The following is a 19,418-nucleotide window of genomic DNA, read 5'->3' as shown; positions in this document are numbered from 1 at the left end:
TTCGATCCGAACGGGCGCCCTCGCTCAGGCAAGCCGAAGACCTGACCTGGCCGCTTGCTTTCGCACGCAGTTTGGCGGCGATACTATCCGTCGCAGCCGGAATGTCCATGATCTACCTTGACCCCAAAACCAAAGTAATGTTCAAAACGGCATGGGCCAACAGCTAGACGTCGGCTGGGCTGCACGCTGAATGAGCACTCTCCCAATCGCGTGAATTGCCAAACCCCGCGGGGAGTCAGCTCGCACTCTTATTAATGGGGGGGCGTCCCACAGCCGCCGCTGCCGAACTACCAGAATGGAGCCCGACATGGACCTTGAAGCCCAACGCGCCCACATGCGCCAAGGCGCAACGTACAACGATCTCACCCCGGAACTCGTGGATGCACGAGAACGTACTGTCATCGCCACCAACAAGTACAACGCCAGCTTCGGTCAGGCTGCAGCTCAACGGGAACCACTTCTCGCGAAGATCCTCGGCTCCATGGGGACGGGAGCCCACTTCGAGCCCGCGTTCCGCTGTGAATTCGGCTACAACATCTCCATCGGCACAAACTTCTATGCCAACTTCGACTGCATCCTTCTGGATGGAGCGGACATCACCATCGGCAACAACGTGCTGTTCGGTCCGCGGGTTTCCATCTACACAACCAACCACGCTCTTGACGCTCGCGAACGTGCCGCTGGCGCCTGCTACGCCAAACCCGTGCACATCGGTAACAACGTCTGGGTGGGTGGCGGCGTCACCATCAACCAAGGCGTCACCATCGGCGACAACGCCGTCATCGGTTCCGGCAGCGTCGTGACGCGTGACGTTCCGCCGAACTCCCTCGCGCTCGGGGTACCTGCCAAGGTCATCCGCAAGATCACCGACGCCGACCGCTCCGGCTACCTAGATGCCTAAAGTCCCCCAGGCGTTCTGGTCGGCGGCGGCCATGAGAACCTGGCTTGCGACGTTCCCGAGGTTGTCTGGCTAGGCGGTGACCGTCGGCCCTGACCACCTCGATTTAGAGCAGACCCGCAGCGGCCAACGCGGCGGCCAGCGCAGCCTTTGTCGGGGAATCCACCACCCCGTCCGCTGGCAGACCACAGTCCGACTGGAAGGCCCGGATGGCACCGGTGGTTATAGGTCCGCTGATTCCGTCCTGCATCCCGGGGTCATAGCCCAAGGCGATCAAAGCCCCCTGGATCTCATACACAGAGGACAGCGTCCCAAAGCGCCCCGGCCCTCCTCCGCCGGCGAGGGCCGGCGGTGTTGCACCGTCCTGGTAGAACGTCACGGTGAAGATGTCGGTAGTGCCCACCGTCGAGAGGAACAGGTCGTACAAATCCACGCCCTGATACGCACCGTTGGTAATCTCCACCAGGGCCAGATGGAGGTGCGGCGAGCCAGGCGCATCAACGACCCGCCCCAGCACGTCGCCACGGGAAATCTGCGACCCCTGGCCCAGCCCGCCTGGCAGATCGTTGAAATGGGTGTAAAAAGCGCCCACACCATCGTTGTTGGAGCGCATGAACAGCTGTGCCCCGTACACCTTGCCCGTGGAGAGGTTGACGTTGGCGGTGTCCAGCTTGGTGACATGGCCGTCAAAGGCGGCATGGATCTCCGTTCCGCCAACGGCGCCCAGATCCATGCCGTACTGGATGTACCACTCGGGCGGCACGTGGCCGCCTTGGTTGGGTCCGCCATAGGTTTGGGTGTAACCGGCGGGAAATGGATTGCTCATATCCAAGTCAAAAGAAGGCATGTCAGGCTCCCCTATGGGTTGATTCGTTACCGACCTGCGCCATGCATCCGGCGTGGACGCGGTCTGTGTTTGTCGGCGCTGCTCGCTGCCGGTTCCGCAGTTGACTGTCGACGGACCTCCGGCCTATCCCGTCGTGGGCAGCCCCAAAGAGGGGTACGTGCCTGGCTCATGCTTAATATGCGGCCTGAACAGCAGCCGGCAGCTCGTCGACTCCGCGGTAGATCGTACCCTCCCGGCTGCCCTCTATCTGCGTGATTTTGTCCTGCACCGCGACCATTTGCTCCGGGGTCAGCTCTCCGATCAACGTCGACGTCGGGACACTGGCAGCAGTCGCGACATCCGTCGCATAGACCACCGGGTCGTTGGCGCCATCTCCCGACGGGGCATAGCGCTGGAAAGCCTGAATGAGGTTCAGGTCAAGATAGCTGTTTCCCGGGTTCTGCAGGAAAGACGCGATCGCGGCATAACCCGCCTCAAAGGACGGGAATATCAAGAAGTTATGCCAGCTGAATTTGTCCCAATACTGTCCATAGTCGGGACCTCCCGGGTGCCCGGTGAGATTTCCAGGGTTGTTGTTTAACCAGGCGAAGGAACCATCACCGGATCTCATATGGGGCTGGCCCATGCGAACCTCATCATCACTATGGAAGACGTAATGGAATATTTCCTTGCCGTGTCCGTGAAAGTCCGTTTCGTTGGCAGACCCGGGAAACCAAGCTTGGCGGGGAATGCTAGCCTCGGTCGAGGTCAAACCATCCGTTTCGTAGTACCACAGATGGTCTCCTGGTTCCATGCCCATTTCGCTCCCCTTCGTAGAAGCAATGCAATGGCGGCTATGGGGAAAAGCGCACTCTGGTCAGTGCACCGAGAGGCGTCAGAACTCCCCATATGCTCGAGGAGCAGCGCAATGAACGTTTCCGTTCTTTCGGTTACCGCGTCCACTGGGAGGTTTACAGTTATTGCGGGAACCTCGATGGCCAAATGGTAGCCATCCCTGTGGCTGATTTCAAGAATGCATTGATTGAAGCCCACGAGCCACGCGACTGCGGCACCCGTCGTTCAACGCCGGTGCCTGCCTGATCAACGACGTTGACGAGGACCACGATGCCGAAAGCCGGACGCACGCGTGCAAGTACGACGTTCCAAACTTGTGCGACTGCCGAGTGCCTCCGTCGTCGACTGTCTCCCCTCCCCTTTTCTTGTCTCATGCCCGTACGCCGGCGGCTCCTCTAGAACGTATCGTCGAGACATTGACCGCTTCCGTCCCGCCCGCCGACCCCCTACGCGTCAGGGTTGGATGAGGCCAGCGGCTCATAGCAACTTCGCTTAATCTGTAGGGCGAGAATCAGGAACATCACCAATGTCTATCTCCACGATTTCCCCGGTGCGGGAAGATGGATCCATGAGTAATTCTGGCCCCCGCGCCGGTGGGCCGTCCCCTCGAAGGTCGTTCGCTCCGGCACAAAAATTGGCGCACTTGGATGCGTATCAACGGGCCTGCGACGACGGCACCGGAGGCGGGGCATACCTGCGCCGCGAGGGCCTGTATTCATCCCAAATCACCGAGTGGCGCAAGCTCCGCGACGCCGGCATCCTGGAGGGCAAGAAGCCTGGGGAAAAGATCGGCAAGCCCACTGCTGAACAGGCGGAAATCGGTCGTCTACGCCGGCAGCTGGAGGTGAGTGAACGCAAGCTGGCACGGACTGAAGCTGCGTTGTCGATTATGGAAAAAGCACGACTGCTTTTGGAGGATATCTCCGAAAGCGCGGAGCAGCAGCCCTGGTACAAGAAACCCTGATGTCTGCCTACACCGCCCTCACCGGCGCGGACATCCCAACCAGGGAAGCAGCCGTGATTGCCGGGGTCCCCAGGGCCACAGCGACCCGCAAAGTCCGAATCCCGGCGGAAGACCCGCGGCCCGCCCCGGCACCGGCAAATAAGCTCTCAGCGGCGGAGCGCGCTCACATCCTGGCGACCGTGAACTCGAAGGATTTCATCGATCTGCCGCCGGTGCAGATTTATGCCCGGCTCCTGGATGAAGGCATCTATTTGTGCTCAATCTCCACGTTCTACCGCGTTCTGGAGGAGAGCCGGCAGGTCAAGGAACGCCGCCGACAGGCACGCCACCCGGCCCGGGCCGTCCCGGAGCTGGTCGCGACCGGCCCTGGGCAAGTTTTTTCGTGGGACATCACCAAGCTCGCCGGCCCGATCAAGGGCAAATACTACGATTGCTACGTCATGATCGACATCTATTCCCGCTACATTGTCGGCGCCTACGTCCATGCCCACGAGTCCGGGGAACTGGCCGTGGAAATGATGAAGGAAATCTTCGGTATCCACGGCATCCCGCAGATCGTCCACGCCGACCGTGGCACCTCCATGACGTCCAAAACAGTCGCCGCGCTGCTCTCGGATCTGGAGATCACCCGGTCCCATTCCCGTCCGCGCGTCAGCAATGACAATCCGTACAGTGAGGCTTGGTTCAAATCGCTGAAGTTCGCCCCCATATTCCCCGAACGCTTCGGGTCCCTGCCTGACGCGAGGGCCTTCATGGGCTCCTTCGTCGACGGGTATAACCACACCCATTGCCACACCGGAATCGGCCTCAACACACCGGCAGACGTGCACTACGGACTGGCCGCCGGCAAAGCCCTTGAACGCGCCAGAACCCTTGCCGCCGCACGGGCAAAAACACCCGAACGATTCACCACCAACAACGACCCCAAGATCATCACCATCCCCGATACCGCCTGGATCAACAAACCAGCCGAGAAAACCGACACCAAAGCCGCAGCCTAACTCCCACTGGCCTCATTCACCTTGACAAATTCCGACCGCGTCGACCATTATTCTGGCGTTGCCAGTGGCTACACCAGTCGATCGATTCGGCAACGGCCTGGTAGCACAGCCCGGTGGAGGCTCGAGGCTGGGCGAGTCCGACGAGGCGTCCGACGAGTGCGACGCGTACTCCCGCGCCGCCAATCTACTTTTCCGGTCCGTCAGCGTGTCGTATCCGTGGGTCCGCTGCGGGGGCTTCCGCTTCGGCTTCCGGACCGGCATCTTATGTTTCAGCGCCGTGGACCACCCGCGACGGGCATTAGCCCGGGACCAGCCCGTGACCCGGTTGTCCAGGATCCGTCCCTTGCCCTTCTTTGCCGCCCGCGCATACTGGCCCCACTGCGGATTGCTTGGCGATCTCCCCGCGCGCTGACGACGACAACCCCTGTGCCATCCATCATGGTCCCAGGAGCACCCGGGGCCGGACGACGTTTCGCGAGCATTTCGCCGATGAGGCACGCACACCATTCCGTGAACCCTCATCGTGGGTCTCGTCGTCCCATTGACTCCCCCGCTTGGGAGGGCCAAACTCCTCAGTTGGAAGCATTCGGCAATTTTCGTTCCCTGGATCTGCCGGAACTGCCGGAACTGCGTCGAAAGCGGGGTACGTGTGAACCGAGTGACCATTTCACGCCTATTCGGCTTTCTTTCCAATTTGGGTGCCAGCGTCGACGCGCCTGCATCTCCGGCAGGTTTGCAACTACTGGGCCCTGATGACCTCGCAGTCGCGAACGTCGCGTCTTCCACTCTTGGGGCAGCTCAGGACGGTACACGCACGGAGTGCATTGATCCTCACCGCCCCGCGCCTGCCGCTCCTGCCGGCAGACAGGCTTCCTTCCGCTGGAGTCCAAGGGCCCCGCACATCTCACAACCTGCCGCTTGGGCAGCCCTAATCGATCTCTTGGGTAAAGGATTTTGTGGTGGCAAACGTGCTGGAATCGCTCAGCAGCCTCTTTCGCGACTGCCTTGAAGGGGATCCACCCAAACCGTCCATCCTGGCGGGCTTGGATCAACGGATCGGAGAATTATTCATAGTCAGTGCCGACCCCAGCGGCGAAGGCCTGGAACGCTGGCTTTCGGCTCTTCGCTCGATCACCGGCGACGTCGCCCTGCGCGAGACCCTGCTGGTCCGGGCTTTACAGAAAAAGTTGCCCCGCGTAGCCGAAGCCCTCGCCCTGGCCGGCGCGATAGGCGTGCAGTGGGAGCCCGGCGACGGCGGTACAGGCCCGCATTCCTTCTCGATCAACTGGGACTACGTCTCAGCATTAACACGCAACCCCGGCAGCGCCGTCCTGAACAGGTTACTCCTGACCATACAGAAAATCGACGACGTCAAAGCCCTCCAGGCGCTAATCCTGCTCTGGATTGCCGGACCGCAGGCACTGCTTAAGTTGGAGTACGAGAAGCAGGGGTTCCTCTCCCTTCCCATCCCCGGACTCCCCGGCGTGGACCTGCAACAACTGCTGGACCTGATCAACTCACCCATCACCCTGCCGCTACCTTTCGACGTGCCTCTGGACCTTGACGCTTTCAGGACCGCGGCGCTGCCGCCGGTGGAAGGCCCGCTGGGCACCGTCACTCTGGAAGGCCCTGCGGCCTTCGACCAACTGGACGACCTCGCCGTGGTTGTCCAGCTGAAGAAGCCAGCCGACTTGAGGACCAAGTCGGTGGACTTGGGCGGCCGCTGGCAACTCACCTTCGACACCCCGGAGAACTCGGCCACTGAGCTGCGGCTCCAGTTCGGTAGCCGCGGACCGGACCCCGCTGCCCGCTCCGACGGGACGGTGACCGTCCTGCTCGGGCGCACCCCGGCACCCGACGGGAAGTACGCCCTGCTGCTGGGCGCTGTTGACGGGACCCACTTCGCCGTCCAAGTGATCCGTGCGGGCCTCACCTTTAACCCGACCGGCCCGCTGTTTGGCTTCACGGTGCAGCTCGCTCCGGTCGAATTCGCGGTGTCGCCGGATTTCCTGAAATTTCTCAACTTCGGAATCAAGATCCCGGCGCTCCTCACCTTCGAATCCGCGGTGAACACCAGCTACCTGCAGGGCAAAGGACCCACCGGACAGGACGGGCAGGGCAGCCCGCCAGCGCTCGGAATTCAGTTCAGCACGGACATTGGCCTGAATCTGGGAAGTCCGGGCGCCCGACTGTCAGTCGACTCTATGACTACCAGGCTTGAAGCCACGGTGGCAGGTCGCGGCATAAATTTCCGGGCACTGTTCCGATACGGGGCCAGCGCCGAGCTGGGACCGCTGACCGCCACGATGGACGGCGCCGGAGTGTGGCTGGGCCGGTGGACAAACGGCAACGCCGGATTGCTGCCGCCCACAGGCATCGGCATCTCACTCAAGGCCGGTCCGGTTGACGGGGGCGGGTTCCTGGCCGTTCTCGGCCCCGACGAATTCGGCGGTGCGCTGCAGCTGAAGATTCTCGGCATCGGCGCCTTCGCCTACGGGCTGTACAAGACACTTCCCGGCGGTGGCCCGTCCTTCGTCGCGCTCATCGGCATCCGGCTGCCGCCGCCCGGAATTCAAATTGGTTTTGGCTTCGCCGTATCGGGGTTCGGCGGTCTGGTCGGCATCAACCGGGAAGCGAACACCGATCTGCTTCGAGAACGGCTCGCCAGCGGCGCCGCAGGTGATGTGCTGTTCAACCAGAACCCCATGCACAACGCACCCAAGCTGCTCGGGGACATGGGCCAGTTCTTCCCCGCCGCGGACGGCGTCTTCCTGATCGGGCCCACCTTGCAGCTGAACTGGCTCTCCCTGTTCACTCTCGACGTCGGGCTCTTCATCGAACTCCCCGGCCCCCGGAAGATCTTCGTCGCCGGATCTGCCCGTTTGGTGGTCGGTTCGGAGGACTTCGCCCTCGTCTACCTCCGCTTGGACTTCGTCGGCGGCGTCGACCTGACCAAGTCCCTCGTGTTCTTCGACGGTGCCCTCGTGAACTCCCAGATTCTGGGCTTCATCAAAATTTCCGGCGGCGTCGCCCTGCGGATGGCGTACGGCGCCAACGGCTACTTTCTCTTTAGCGTCGGCGGTTTCCACCCCTCGTTCAACCCGGGAAACCTCGAACTGCCCAGGCTGGCGCGCGCCGGCGTCGGGTTCGATCTGGGAATAGTGTGGTTCAAACAGGAAATGTACCTGGCGATCACGTCCAACACCTTCCAATTCGGCTCCAACACCGAAGCGGGAGTGGAAATCGGACCATTCGGAGCCCACGGCTGGTTCCGCTTCGATGCGCTCATCCAGTTCAAGCCTTTCCACTTTGAGGCAGGAGTCGACGCCGGCTTCGACATCGAGTTCGAGGGTGTCTCGTTCTGCGGCGTGCGAGTGCGCGGCACACTGTCCGGTCCCGGCCCGCTGGTGCTGTACGCCGAGGCGAGCGTGCGGGTTATCGTCAAGATCAGCAAGGACGTCACCCTCACCCTGGATGACAACCCGCCGGAGCAAAAGCCCGCCATCGCCAACCTCGCCGACCATCTCAAGGGCGAACTGAGCAAACCCGCCAACGTGCGCACTGAGGGGACCGACCCCAGCGTCGTCTTCGCGGCCACCGCCGCCGCCGGCGTGCTGCTGAGCGCCGTCGGCGACCTGGTCTGGGAGCAGAAGCGCGTGCCGCTGAATCTGGACCTGCAAAAAGCCGAGGGAATCGACCTGGGCGGCTGGCGCAAACTGATCCTGTCCTGCAACCTGGCCCCCACCACGCAGGAATTCGACCTCTTCGGGATGGGCACCTTCCTCCAGCTCAGCGACGCCCAGGCGCTCAACAGTACCCGCTTCATTCAGGAGCAGTCCGGACTACGCCTGGCCGGCGGCCCGGCCGCGAGAAAGGGCCCGGCAGTGCCAAAGAAGGTTCAGCTCAACCTGGTCAAGCTTCCATCCCGCAGCCGATTCGCCCTCATGGCCGGGGCGCTCTCTGCAAATTCCGGGCTGTCCGAACTACTCAGCCAGCGCTTCGCCGGCGCCCCCGTCAAGAAAGAGTCAGCCAAGGTCACCATCCAGCCTGAATTCTGGTCCAGCTACAAGGACGGCCACATGGCCACCGGGCTGACCGCCGGGGAGGCGACCGCAGCCGCGGCACGGACCGGGGCGCTGGCCAGTCCGGCGGGTTCGCCAATTCTCAACCTCACGGGAGTGCTCTGACCATGGCCGCCTCGGATCTGACCTTCACCAGCTGGACCCGCTCCGCGCTCTTCGATCAGGCGACCCTGGTGAACGGACGCATGAACGGCACGCTCGCCCTCACTCTTGTCGATACGGCCGTCCCGTCCCAACCCGCTTCGGGGGAGGCGCCCTTCGCCCTGATGGCGGCTGCCGACATCGCCGCCCTCACCCCCGCCGCCATCCACCACCGGGCACCGGCCGCCGGAGCCAGCGGCGCCGAAACCACCAAATGCGTCCACGTGGATTTCACCGACCCGGACCTGCCGTGGCGCTATACCCCGGAGCCTGCGACCGCGCATGGCGTTAGGCCGTGGCTTGTGCTCTTAGTGGGAACGGCGGCCGAGGCAAGTGTCTCCGGAGCGAAGGGCACTTTTTCCGCCACCCTGCTCCGGGACTACCCGCTCGCGTCCTCCTGGCTCTGGGCGCACCAGCAGGACGACGGAGCCTGTACCGTGGCAAGGCTCGTCTCCCTCCGCCCCTTGGCCGCCCAGACAGAGTACGTGGCAGCCCTCGTGCCTGCATTCGAGGCTGCGGGCCGGGACCAGTGGGACGGTTCATCCGATATGGCCCTTCCGGTGCTCCATTCCTGGCGCTTCGCCACCGGAGAGGAAGGTGATTTCGAAACCCTCGCCGCAGCCCTCCGGACGCCACCGGCAGGGGACGTCGGCAAGGCCAGTCTGCTGTACCGGCGGGCCGGCAAGGACTTCGGCGCCCCTCTGGAAGTCAGGGGCGCGCTGACTTCGCTCCAGCAGCAAGAAACGCCTGCGGCAGAACAGATCGCGAAGATCCAGGCCGACCTGGACACCATCAACCACGCGTTGTCCCAGCTCGCCGGGCCGAAGCCGATCGGCCTGCCGCACTACGGACGGCCATGGCTGCCGGAGCCCGACGGCGAGGCCTCCGGCTGGCCGGTCGACCTCAACAACGACCCGCGGCACCGTGCTGTGGCCGGCCTCGGATTGTGGATGGGGGTCGAAGGGCAGGATTCACTGATGCGCGCAGCCGTCGAACAAGCCGGGGCGCTGTACGAAGCCGCCGCGCGGGTTAACCAGCTCGCCACCGGGTTATGGGCGGCTGGAAGCTTGTGGAATCGGGTCCTGCCTACCGGCAACGCGGATCGACTTCGGGTGCTCGGGACCATGACCGCCCGCCTTGTCACCGACGACGGAGCCTACCCAGCGTCAGCGCTGGCAGCCCTCACCGGGCCGGGAACCTTCCTCGATGCCTCGCTCTTCTCAAGTGCCGCCCAGCGGTTGCAGCGCCCCGGGGCGCTGTCCGCCGCTCTGGCCGAGGGAGCACTCGACCACGGGGCGGCCCTCGCCGCTGCTAACCAGGGTCCGGACCGGGCCGAAGAACATCGGGATTCCCTGGCTTCTGCAGGCCAGGAGGTTCTCGGCGAGCGCTGGGTGGAAGACGCCTTCGGCATCGACCTCGACTGGCTCAGGGAAGTGCTCGCCACCTTGGCCGAGCTCGCTGGAGAGCATGGCGTGGAATACCGGCGACGACGGCGCGAGCTGCTCGACTCCGGGAACGTCGAACACATCGCAGAAATACTGCAGGAAGCTGCCGTCGAACTTGCCCAAAAACTCGCGGGGAGTCTGCAGGAAGCGCTTGCCGCAATCCAGGCACCCTGCGAAGGCACGGAACTGCTGGAAAGGGCCGGGGTCACCGTTGGCGGCGGGTCGATCGAATTCGCCAAAGGTCTGCTGGAACGGGAGAAAGAGGACGAACTGCTGTACGGGGTCCTGCAGGGACTGGTATTGCGCTGCGTTGGGCGTAGCCTGTGCCAGCAGATCGTGGGGAATCATGACCACGTCGGCACAACGCTTTGCGATGACGTGCTCGGGGGCCTGGGCATCGAAGCCCCGGAACGGGCCAGACCCGTCGATCTGGACCGGTTGGCGGACGCGCTTTCCACGGCCCTCGATCCCCGGCAGCCAGACAGTCCAGCACGCCGCCGCATCGGTGACCGGCTGGTGGGGGTGGACCTGACGTCGCTGGCGCCGGTACAGTTCCCGCTCGGTCTGGATTACCCCACGTGGAGCCTGTTGCGGCAGTATGACCGGGAGTGGCTACTGCCCGGTGCCGATGCTCTCGCGAAGAACTCCATCACAGCGCTGCAAACCAACCCTACCTTCATCGATGCGTTCATGATGGGCATCAACACCCAGTTCCTCGCCGAAACGCGATGGCGCGGACTGCCGGTGGACCGCCTGTGCACTCCCCTGCGGATGTTCTGGGGTCAGGTGGACTACGCCGCACACTGCCGACGCGCAGATGTCGAACCCTTCCTCGAGTGGGCCACGGCACCGGCAGAGCCTCTCGGATCGTTAGCCCACCAGACGATGAAACCATCCGAGCCCGGGGCTGTGGGTGCCGAACGGCTGGTCATCATCTTCAACAGCACCCTCTTCCGGCGGTATCCCTCCACACTCGTGTACCTCGTCAAGGCACCGGCGGGCGATCCCGACCCGCTGCTCAAAAGCGTGCCCGAACTGGACATGCCCGACAACCCTCCCGGCGGCATCGACCTTTGGCGCCGGAACCGGATCTACTTCGGGCCTTCCTTCGCCGGCACCCTGACCCCGGATCTCGTGTTCTTCACCTTCGACGTCGCACCTGCCACTCTCGCCGACTATTGGCTGGTGCTCGACGAACCCCCGGCCGAGCTGCGGTTCAGGATCCCCGCGAATCCCGAAATAGCCGTCAACAGCGCAGCCCTGGCGGCCGCCCTTCTGGACGAACCCACGCGGGTCGCCATTAGCGGAGCTGAGCTGCTCAAAATGGCCCAGGAGGACCAACAGTGACCACCTTCACGCTTCGAGACGCCCGAATCGCCGATCTCGACTCTGCCGCAGCGGCCCTAACGCCGGAGCTGGAGGATCTGCGGCCCGACCTCGAGTCGGAGCGGGCGGCGCTGTCGGCCGGATCCTGGACGGTGGCCGACGCGACGGTCCGCGCCGTCGGGCTTAACCGACTGTGGGATCTGGCCACACCGCTGCTGGACCTACTGAAAGCGGATCCCGTCAACATCGCCCTGGGCCGGTCGCCTCTGGCCACCGAGGGCCAGCTCCTCGCCGTCGACGCCGTTCCCCGCACCGCCGGGTTACGCCCACCCAGCCTCGAGGCCCAGGTTCTGACGGCTCTGGCGGGCAACCAGGCGGCGCTGGACGGAGTACTCGTGCTCGGCCACAGGCTCTGGCTGGCACAGCCTGAACCAGAACGCCCCTATCCGTTCGACGACGTCGCCGTTCTGCTGCCGCTGCGGCTCGAAACTCTCTTTGACCCACCTGCCTCCGAGCACAACAGCGATCCTGGCCGCTGGCAACTGTCCCTGCGGATCATTCCGCAAGAGCCGTCGATCCTGCGGCTGGACAGGCATGTCAGCGACCAGGAGATCACCGCACTCGATGCCTTCTGGGCGGCGGTTTTCCACCCGGTCCCCGTGGACGGCTCCTGGCTGGAGGGCGACGCCGGCGAACAGGCTTTTGCCCGGCTCGGACTTGCCGTCGGGCCGGCGCGGGCGGCGTGGCTGGTCGGAACAACCGCGCCAGAGGAGGACGCGGGCGGCGTCCACACCGCCGTTCCCGCGGACCTGCCCACGCAGTCCGAACCGAACCGGATTGGCGGGATGCCTCCCCGGCTATCGGTGGCGATCTGGACCTTTGACGCCGATTCGCAGGCACAACTACTGCCCCTCGGCGTTCTGCCCGTGGACCCGGCCCGGACGATCGATCCGCACGACTTGGAACTGCCCCTCTTCACTGATGCCGCGGCCGCCAGGCAGAGCTGGCTGGTCTCCTGGGACACCGCAGTCCGCGCCGGCGTTGCCGGCAGCTGGCTGCTGCCCCAGGGCCTCGGCCCGGAACAACTTGAGGGCATCGCTGTCACCGGGGTGGGCGACGACCCGGCCGAGGAACTCTTCACCTCGCACGTGAACTTCGGGTCGCTGCGCAACGTGGCCCTGGGCACGGCCACCAACAGCGTCAACGGGTCACCCACGGCACTGAACGCTCCCCCCGCCGAAAGCGATGGGGAGGCCACCTCCGAGCTAGAACAATGGCGAAAGTCGGCGGCCGCTCGACTCGACGCGCGCGTCGCGGGAGCACCGGAACCCCCGAACGACGTAGGCGGACGCCTCGCCCGGCACGTCGCGGGAGCCAAGAATGCCCTGCCGGACTTCCCCGGCTCGCGCGAGGAACCGCAGACCGAGCTGTCCCGCCTGATCGTGCGGGCCTTGTGGCCCGCATTATGGGGTCAGTGGCTGCTCGAATTCTGGAAAACCGCCAGCCACGGCGAAGCCGTCACGGACTGGGCCCTGGACACCGTCTATCCGGAGGGTCCGCTCCCCCCGATCCGTTTTGGATCTGAACCCTGCGGGCTGCTTCCGGTGACCCTCCTGGATGGTTGGCAGCCGGACCGCCGCGGCCCCGGTGGACCCGACCCGGAACCACGGAACACGTCTCTGGCCCACCTGGCCACCGCGTTGGGCGCGATCCGCCGGTCACTGCACCGCCAACTCTCGCCCACCGGAACCATCCGGGGCCGGGACGCCCGCGGATTCGCCGCCCTCCTCGGCCACAGCGGCATTTCGGCCGCCTACCAATTGAGGCTTTTTGCCGACGGCAACCTGCCGCTGACTGCCCTCGGCAAGACTCCGGCCGAACGCAACGAAGCCTTCCGAATCATGGGCGAGTATTTCCAGCGCGGCTTCGACCTGCTGGGGCTTCCGCCGATCACTCCAAGTCCCATCCCGCTCCCCGTGAGCCTGCCGCTGAAAAATACCCTGCCCACGCGCTCCCGCCTGCCGCTGGTCCAGCCCACCCGCATGCTCTACCTCCAGGACCACCAGGAAAACACCGCCCTGACGTATCCGCTGCCCGACCTGGTCAATTACCTGTTGGAACCCGGCAGGTTTGCGGCTGATCTTTCCGACTACGACCTCGAACACGTCTTCACCGGCTACATCCAAACGGAACACGCCGAGTACCGCCTGCACGTGCTGCCCGACTCCCTCCTGATCCGGCTGCTCCTGCACGCGACGCAGACCGCGTATCGCTGGTCCCGCGAGCTGCCGGGCACTCTGGAGGGAGTCCTGAAAGCGCAGCACGACGGGGCGCTGCACCTCGCCCGACGGATTGACCCCTCCACCTTCGGACCCTGGGAAGGCCGGGAGGTTGACCCTGCAACGGGAAGGCCACAGGTCACCCTGGAGATGACAGACCGGCTGCGGTCAGCGCTGGAACGGGCCCTGAGCGCAACCCTCGACAGCGCCTCCACCCGGATCGATCCGTGGGTCACCGGGTTCGCCTGGGAGCGCCTGGACGAAACCTCCCGCAGCACCCGTGCCTTCCACCGGCTGGGGGTCTACGGCTGGGCCAACGGCCCGTTCCCCGGGACACCAGGCCCCACCCTGTCTGGCAGGCTGCACACACCGTCGTACGACCAGACGCTGACCACAACCGTGCTGCGGGACAAATACCGGGAGGGGCTGCGCTCCGGCACCCTCAACGAAGCCGGCCAGAACCCGTGGGCCATGAATCTGACGGGCTCCACCGTCCGGGCAGCGACGGACATCGCAGAGGACGTCCGTGCCGGCATGCACATCTTCGAGGTAGTCGGACGTCGGATCGAGCACATCCTCAGCGCCAACCCGCCCGCGGGGGAAGCCCGGTCCGCTTACCAGCGGCTTGCCGACCTCCGCGCGGCCTACCCCATGTACGCGGATAGGATCCACCCCCGGCAGGTCTGCCACGGACAGAACGCCCTCGCCGGCTTACTCGCAGGCAACGCGCACTTTCCGCTCTCAGCGTCCCAGCAGGCCGCCCTGACAGCACTGGCCCGGTCGTTGGACACATACGCGGACCTCCTGGTGGCAGACGGCGTCACTCACTCCATGAGCCGCCAGAGCGCACGGGCCGCCGACGCGATGGACGCCGCCGCCGGTCTCGGTCCCCCGCCGTCCTTCGCTTTCTCCCGAACCCGGCCCTCGGGCTACCAGCTGGAAACCACAGTGCTGTCCGTGCTCCCTTGGGCCGACCCCCCTGCGGGGGCGACGCCGGCACGCCTGGCCGATGCCTCAGCGGCAGCATTCCTGGACAACCGGCTGGGGGGCGACTGGTTGTGGACTGTGACCAATGCCGACAACGACCTGCAACTGGGGACGGTCACCCTCAAAGAACTGCTGCTGGCACCGGTCGACACCCTGGACCATTCAGCTGCGCACTTCGAGGAACTCGCCCGGCGCCGGCTGGGCCTGCCCGTGGTGAGCATAAGACAGGAGGGCAACCGCGTCTGGCGGCTCACCGCGGCCGACGGCGCGGACCTCGGGACCGTCTCCCTGCGCGAAACCGGAGCCTACCCTGCCCAGCTGGACAGCCTCGATCCGGCAGCACTTGCCACATTGGTCCGCACGGCGGCCGGCGCCCCCGAAGATGCCGCTGTCGACGTCGAACCGCCCCCCGACGGCAGGCTCTGGACAGTTCGCGACGAGCTTGACCACCTTGTGGGCATGGCCGACTCCGTCCTGCTCGGTCTGGACGGCCACGTCCTCGACAGCCTGGGGGAAGCCGAACTTCACCGCCGCATACGGGCCGCCCTCGGGATTGCCCTGCCGGTTGTGGAAGCGCCTTGGCAGCTGCAGCGCTGCGCCGAACTCAGTTCCGCCCTTGGAGCCCGACCTGCCGCAGGGAGGGACATCAGCGCCGATACCGGGAGTCGCGCGTACTCCGACCTGCTTCGCCGCTACACCGCTACCCACGCCGCGGCCACCGACGCCTTGGACGTCGCCAACAGTGCGGCCGGCCTCGGGGAGGCGGGCCGGGCCGAGCAGCTTCAGGCACTGGCTACCCTGGCGCGTTGGGGGATAACGCCCGTCGCGGCCCCTGCCGACGCTGCCACCTTCTACGCCGCCTGCCTGGGCCAGGACCCGCCGAACGGCGGAACTGCCCCGCACGTACTCGCGGCCGCCGCTGCGGACGCCCTCGCCCGCAGGCTGGCGGGCTTTCCGGATCCCTCCGACCTCGTCCCGGCCGAGAAAATAGACCGCCCGGTCCCAGATCATCTGGGCCTGAAAGCAGCCGGAACTCCGGACGGCCTCGCCAGCTTGGCAAGGTCGCTTTCGACGCTCGCCTGCTCCTCCGGCAAGCTGGCCGTGCTGGCGCGTTGGCAGCCCGCCGAACTGCTCGCGGTGACGGTACTATCTGCTGGCGGCTCCCCCGCTGTGGAACCTTCGCTGGACGCAGCCTGGCTCAGCGTGGCGGCCGCCGCCCGTGCCCCCCTCGCCCGCCTTGAGGCCCTCCAACTGGACCCGGCCGTGGCTCCGCTGACGGCATGGTCGAGTTCCCCCGGGGACCCGTGGCGGACCGCAACCGTCGCGGACAATCTGGCTAAGCGCGCCACTGGCATGACGGCGGCGCTAAGGATGCCACGGCTGGTTGTTGCCTACGGACCGGATAAAGTCTGGGAGGAAGCCGAAGTCGCGGCCGGCCTCATCGATTCCTTCAGCGAGTCGGTGCCTATGCCGCAACGCAATACGTACGCAGCGTTCGGCTTCAACGCGCCGGCCGCGCGGGCGCAGCAGGCCATCCTCTTGGCCGTGCCCCCCGTCGCCGGCACCCGGATCGACGAAGACCTGCTGCACAGGATTCTCCAGGAGGTCCGTGAACTTGCCGTCGCACGGACAGTGCAAGCCAACCAGCTAGGACAAGCCGAAGCTGTGACTCCGGCGTCCTGGCTGCGCAACTACGGACCGACGCGGGTGAGGCTCGAGCCCTTCCCGCTCTACGAATAGGAGCACGGAATGGGAACCAGCTACCCGAGCTACGTCCGGTTCGAACCACGGTCCCAGACCCCCGACTTCGCCGACGGAATCGGCGCACGAGTCCACGACCCGCTGTGGTTTCTGGCCCGGCAATGGCAGATGGGTGAGCACCAGGGCGAGAATGCGTCCACCCCCGTGTGGCTGGACTATGACGTCTCCTCCCGGCCTGTGCAGTATCCGGTGCCGGCGTTCGATCCGCGAGTTGTTCCCGCCGAAGCCCTGGTGGAATCGGAGACGGACGACTGGTGGACGATGGGCAGGCGTCTCCGGGCCGGTGCGGCTATAGCCTCCGCCCGGAACCTTCCCGACGACGCCAGCCTGCGATTCGCGGACCCGCCCGCCCCTTATGAGCACTTCACCGGCTTCGTTGACGGACTCGCGCTGTGGCGCCGGCGTGCCGATCTGGGACTGACCGACGCCGATTTCCCCGCAACGGTTCCCGCGGAAACCATTCCGGCGTGGGACGCTTCCAACCTCGTCTACCAGCAGACGCCGGAATCAGCTTTCACCGCACCCGGGCTGACTCTGCAGGTCAGCGGACACCGGGGAGGCCGGATGGACTGGTACTCCGTCGACGCCGTCGGCGCCGCAGATCCTGCAGTGGACCACGAGGCGCGTTCAGCTGTCCCGACGCGGCTGGAATACCCGGGCGCGCCGTTGGCCGGCTGGTGGGAAATCGAGGATCCCGCCCAGGACATCGGCGCTTATGCTCCGGACAGTTCCCACTCGGCCACAGCGATCATGACGGAACTTTATTTCTCGCACAGCGACGAATGGTTTGTTTTCCCTGTCATGGGTACTGCAGGGTCTCTCCTGGCGATCCACGATGCCGCCGTGCAGGACAGCTTCGGCCGCAACTACGCGAGCATGGATGCCGACGGCGCAGGAAATCTGCTCTGGCCGGGCCTGCTGCCGCCGCAGGACTGGACAGTATTCCAGACGGACGGCCTTGCCGCGGAGGACCTCTTGCTATGGCATGTGGCCGAAATTCCGTTGGAAAGCGGCGCGGTGGAGCGCGTTCAGTTCGGCCTGGATGACGAATCCAACTTGCTGTGGGCGGTGGAACGGGTTGTCGAGGGCCACCAGTCACGGGGCTGGCAGGCGGAGAGCCCGGCCGCCCGATTCAATGCGGGAAGTCCAAACGGAAACAAGACGCAGCGGCGCGTCTACGCCTATCTTCCCGGCGACGGCGCCGCCCCGCATTGGATTCCATATGACATCGACGACCTCGACCAGGCGGGGGCGCTCATCCAGCGCCGATTGGTGGACTACTCGCGCCAGGTTCCCGAGCCCATGCCACTGCCGCAATCGCGGGTCCTTAGCGGCGGCCCAGAGATCCACCGGATCAATCCGTCGTCTATGCCGGGCAATGGAATCGAGGTCGAGCGTCGCTGGCAGCTGGCCCGTGACATGAACGGTCTGCCGGTGTTGTGGCTGCAGCGCCAGCGGCGTTCCCTTTTGGCGCCGCCGGCACGAAGGTTGCGCTTCGACGTAGTGGAGCCCGCCAATTATGAGTAAGCGGCGACGCATCCACCACTCGAAACTCGAAGAGAGGCGCCATAGAGGATCCCGCTCCGTACCGTCCTCACCCCCTTGCCCATGACCGACCGATCGAACGGATGGAGATCGTGACCTTCGAGCTTCTCCTGGACCAAAAAGCCGCGCAGATGCTTGCCTCGGGATTCGATCCCGGTCCGGCCCTGGGCCCCGTCATTGCCGCAGGCGCCGGCGAGTACCGGCTGCACCAACGGGCGGTGATCACGGCCCACCCCTCCGCCGGAGTGCACGAGACGCACGGCCTAATCGGGGACCGCTACTTCAACAGAATGGACGGCCCCACTGGCTATCTCGGTTATCCCGCCAGTGATGAGACGGCCGCGGGCGCCGGCAGATTCAACCGCTTCGAGTTCCAGGGGGCGGCCATCACCTGGCATCCGGTCTTCGGTGTGCACGAAGCCCACGGCCTCATCGGCGAGTACTACTGGTCCGCTCTGGGAGGCCCGGCCGGGGCATGGGGATACCCTGTCAGCGACGAGTATCCTGACGGAGCGGCCTCCCGGTCCAGTGACTTCGAAGGCGGCACGCTCAACTGGTCCGCGGTTAACGGAGTTTTGGAAATTCTCGCCCCTGTTCCCGGCACCGTCATCCCTGCCGGTGGAGACTGGGTGCACACTGCCACGGAGGATCGGATGCGCTACGTCATGGGACAGCTGGTTCTTCGGTACGGCTATCCGGTGAATGCGGCGGCCGGCATTGTGGGTAACCTCTGGGCGGAATCCGGCATCCTGCCCAGCCGGATCGAGGGCAGCACGGAGGCAACCCCCATGCGGGCGGCCACCGCCGCGGGTGTGACCACCGACTTCACCGCCGAACAAATCATGCTACGGACGAACCAGGCTGGTCCCCGCCTGCCTGGCGCCGGCCTCGCCCAATGGACCTCGGCGGCACGTCGCGCCGGGATGTTCACTCATGTGTATTCTGGATCGGCCCTGGGCTCGAACGCCCTGTTCAGCATGGACGCCCAAATTGACTACCTCGTCACCGAACTTCGGACCGGCTTTGCCAGTGTGCATGGAGTGCTGATCAACGCCGGGGTAAGTGTTGATGCGGCCAGCGATGAGATGGTGTACAGCTTCGAGGTCCCCGGTGCGTTGCTGAACGGGGGACAAAAACTGCCACGGCAGGATCCACAGGTCCAGGCTGTTTTTAGTGCCCGGCGCGCTCCGTCCCGCCGGGCTAGGACCGCTTACGGCCCGTAACACGACGATTTCCTCTGCCCGTAGTTCGCCGAATTGGTAATCCAAAATAGCAGTAGCGGTCTCGGACGCTGGTACCAGCATGGCG

9 protein-coding genes and 1 pseudogene are annotated in these 19,418 nt (G+C 65.1%); 8 read left to right on the top strand and 2 right to left on the bottom strand.

Annotated elements, in window-relative coordinates; all coding sequences use genetic code 11:
- Positions 1 to 307 precede the first annotated feature (307 nt).
- The gene (locus VUN84_08305; GenBank protein XAS65619.1) at positions 308 to 901 is read left to right on the top strand and encodes a sugar O-acetyltransferase; all 594 of its coding nucleotides are present in this window, start codon (positions 308 to 310) and stop codon (positions 899 to 901) included.
- 103 nt (positions 902 to 1,004) lie between these two features.
- Here the strand turns inward: VUN84_08305 and VUN84_08300 are convergent, their stop codons facing one another.
- Together VUN84_08300 and VUN84_08295 are read right to left on the bottom strand one after the other, a co-directional pair.
- Positions 1,005 to 1,745: a peptidoglycan-binding protein gene (locus VUN84_08300; protein XAS65618.1), complete on the bottom strand. Its 741-nt coding sequence runs from the start codon at positions 1,743 to 1,745 to the stop codon at positions 1,005 to 1,007.
- A 172-nt stretch (positions 1,746 to 1,917) separates the two neighbouring features.
- Positions 1,918 to 2,544 carry a hypothetical protein gene (locus tag VUN84_08295; GenBank protein ID XAS65617.1) on the bottom strand — a complete coding sequence of 209 codons (627 nt, stop codon included), beginning with the start codon at positions 2,542 to 2,544 and terminating at the stop codon, positions 1,918 to 1,920.
- An 89-nt stretch (positions 2,545 to 2,633) separates the two neighbouring features.
- Here VUN84_08295 and VUN84_08290 point away from each other — a divergent pair, with 89 nt between their 5' ends.
- The 7 genes and pseudogenes from VUN84_08290 (at position 2,634) to VUN84_08260 (ending at position 19,333) form a co-directional block, all read left to right on the top strand.
- Positions 2,634 to 2,825 (top strand): hypothetical protein, encoded by a 192-nt coding sequence (locus tag VUN84_08290; GenBank protein XAS65616.1) that lies wholly within the window; start codon positions 2,634 to 2,636, stop codon positions 2,823 to 2,825.
- 322 nt (positions 2,826 to 3,147) lie between these two features.
- A pseudogene (locus VUN84_08285) lies at positions 3,148 to 4,544 on the top strand (IS3 family transposase).
- Positions 4,545 to 5,503: 959 nt separating this feature from the next.
- A complete protein-coding gene (locus VUN84_08280; GenBank protein ID XAS65615.1) occupies positions 5,504 to 8,731 on the top strand; it encodes a DUF6603 domain-containing protein in 3,228 nt (1,075 codons plus the stop codon).
- 2 nt (positions 8,732 to 8,733) lie between these two features.
- Positions 8,734 to 11,559 (top strand): hypothetical protein, encoded by a 2,826-nt coding sequence (locus tag VUN84_08275; protein ID XAS65614.1) that lies wholly within the window; start codon positions 8,734 to 8,736, stop codon positions 11,557 to 11,559.
- On the top strand, positions 11,556 to 16,544 hold the full coding sequence (locus VUN84_08270) for a hypothetical protein (GenBank protein ID XAS65613.1): 4,989 nt from the start codon (positions 11,556 to 11,558) through the stop codon (positions 16,542 to 16,544). The genes VUN84_08275 and VUN84_08270 overlap by 4 nt, the downstream gene beginning before the upstream one ends.
- A gap of 9 nt (positions 16,545 to 16,553) precedes the next feature.
- Positions 16,554 to 18,092: a hypothetical protein gene (locus VUN84_08265; protein ID XAS65612.1), complete on the top strand. Its 1,539-nt coding sequence runs from the start codon at positions 16,554 to 16,556 to the stop codon at positions 18,090 to 18,092.
- A gap of 110 nt (positions 18,093 to 18,202) precedes the next feature.
- Positions 18,203 to 19,333 carry a phage tail tip lysozyme gene (locus tag VUN84_08260; GenBank protein XAS65611.1) on the top strand — a complete coding sequence of 377 codons (1,131 nt, stop codon included), beginning with the start codon at positions 18,203 to 18,205 and terminating at the stop codon, positions 19,331 to 19,333.
- Positions 19,334 to 19,418: the final 85 nt, after the last annotated feature.

Source organism: Micrococcaceae bacterium Sec5.8 (assembly GCA_039636775.1).
Classification (GTDB): Bacteria; Actinomycetota; Actinomycetes; order Actinomycetales; family Micrococcaceae; genus Arthrobacter.
Note: the sequence above shows the minus strand (reverse complement) of the source record. Positions and strands in the feature narration are given on the sequence as shown.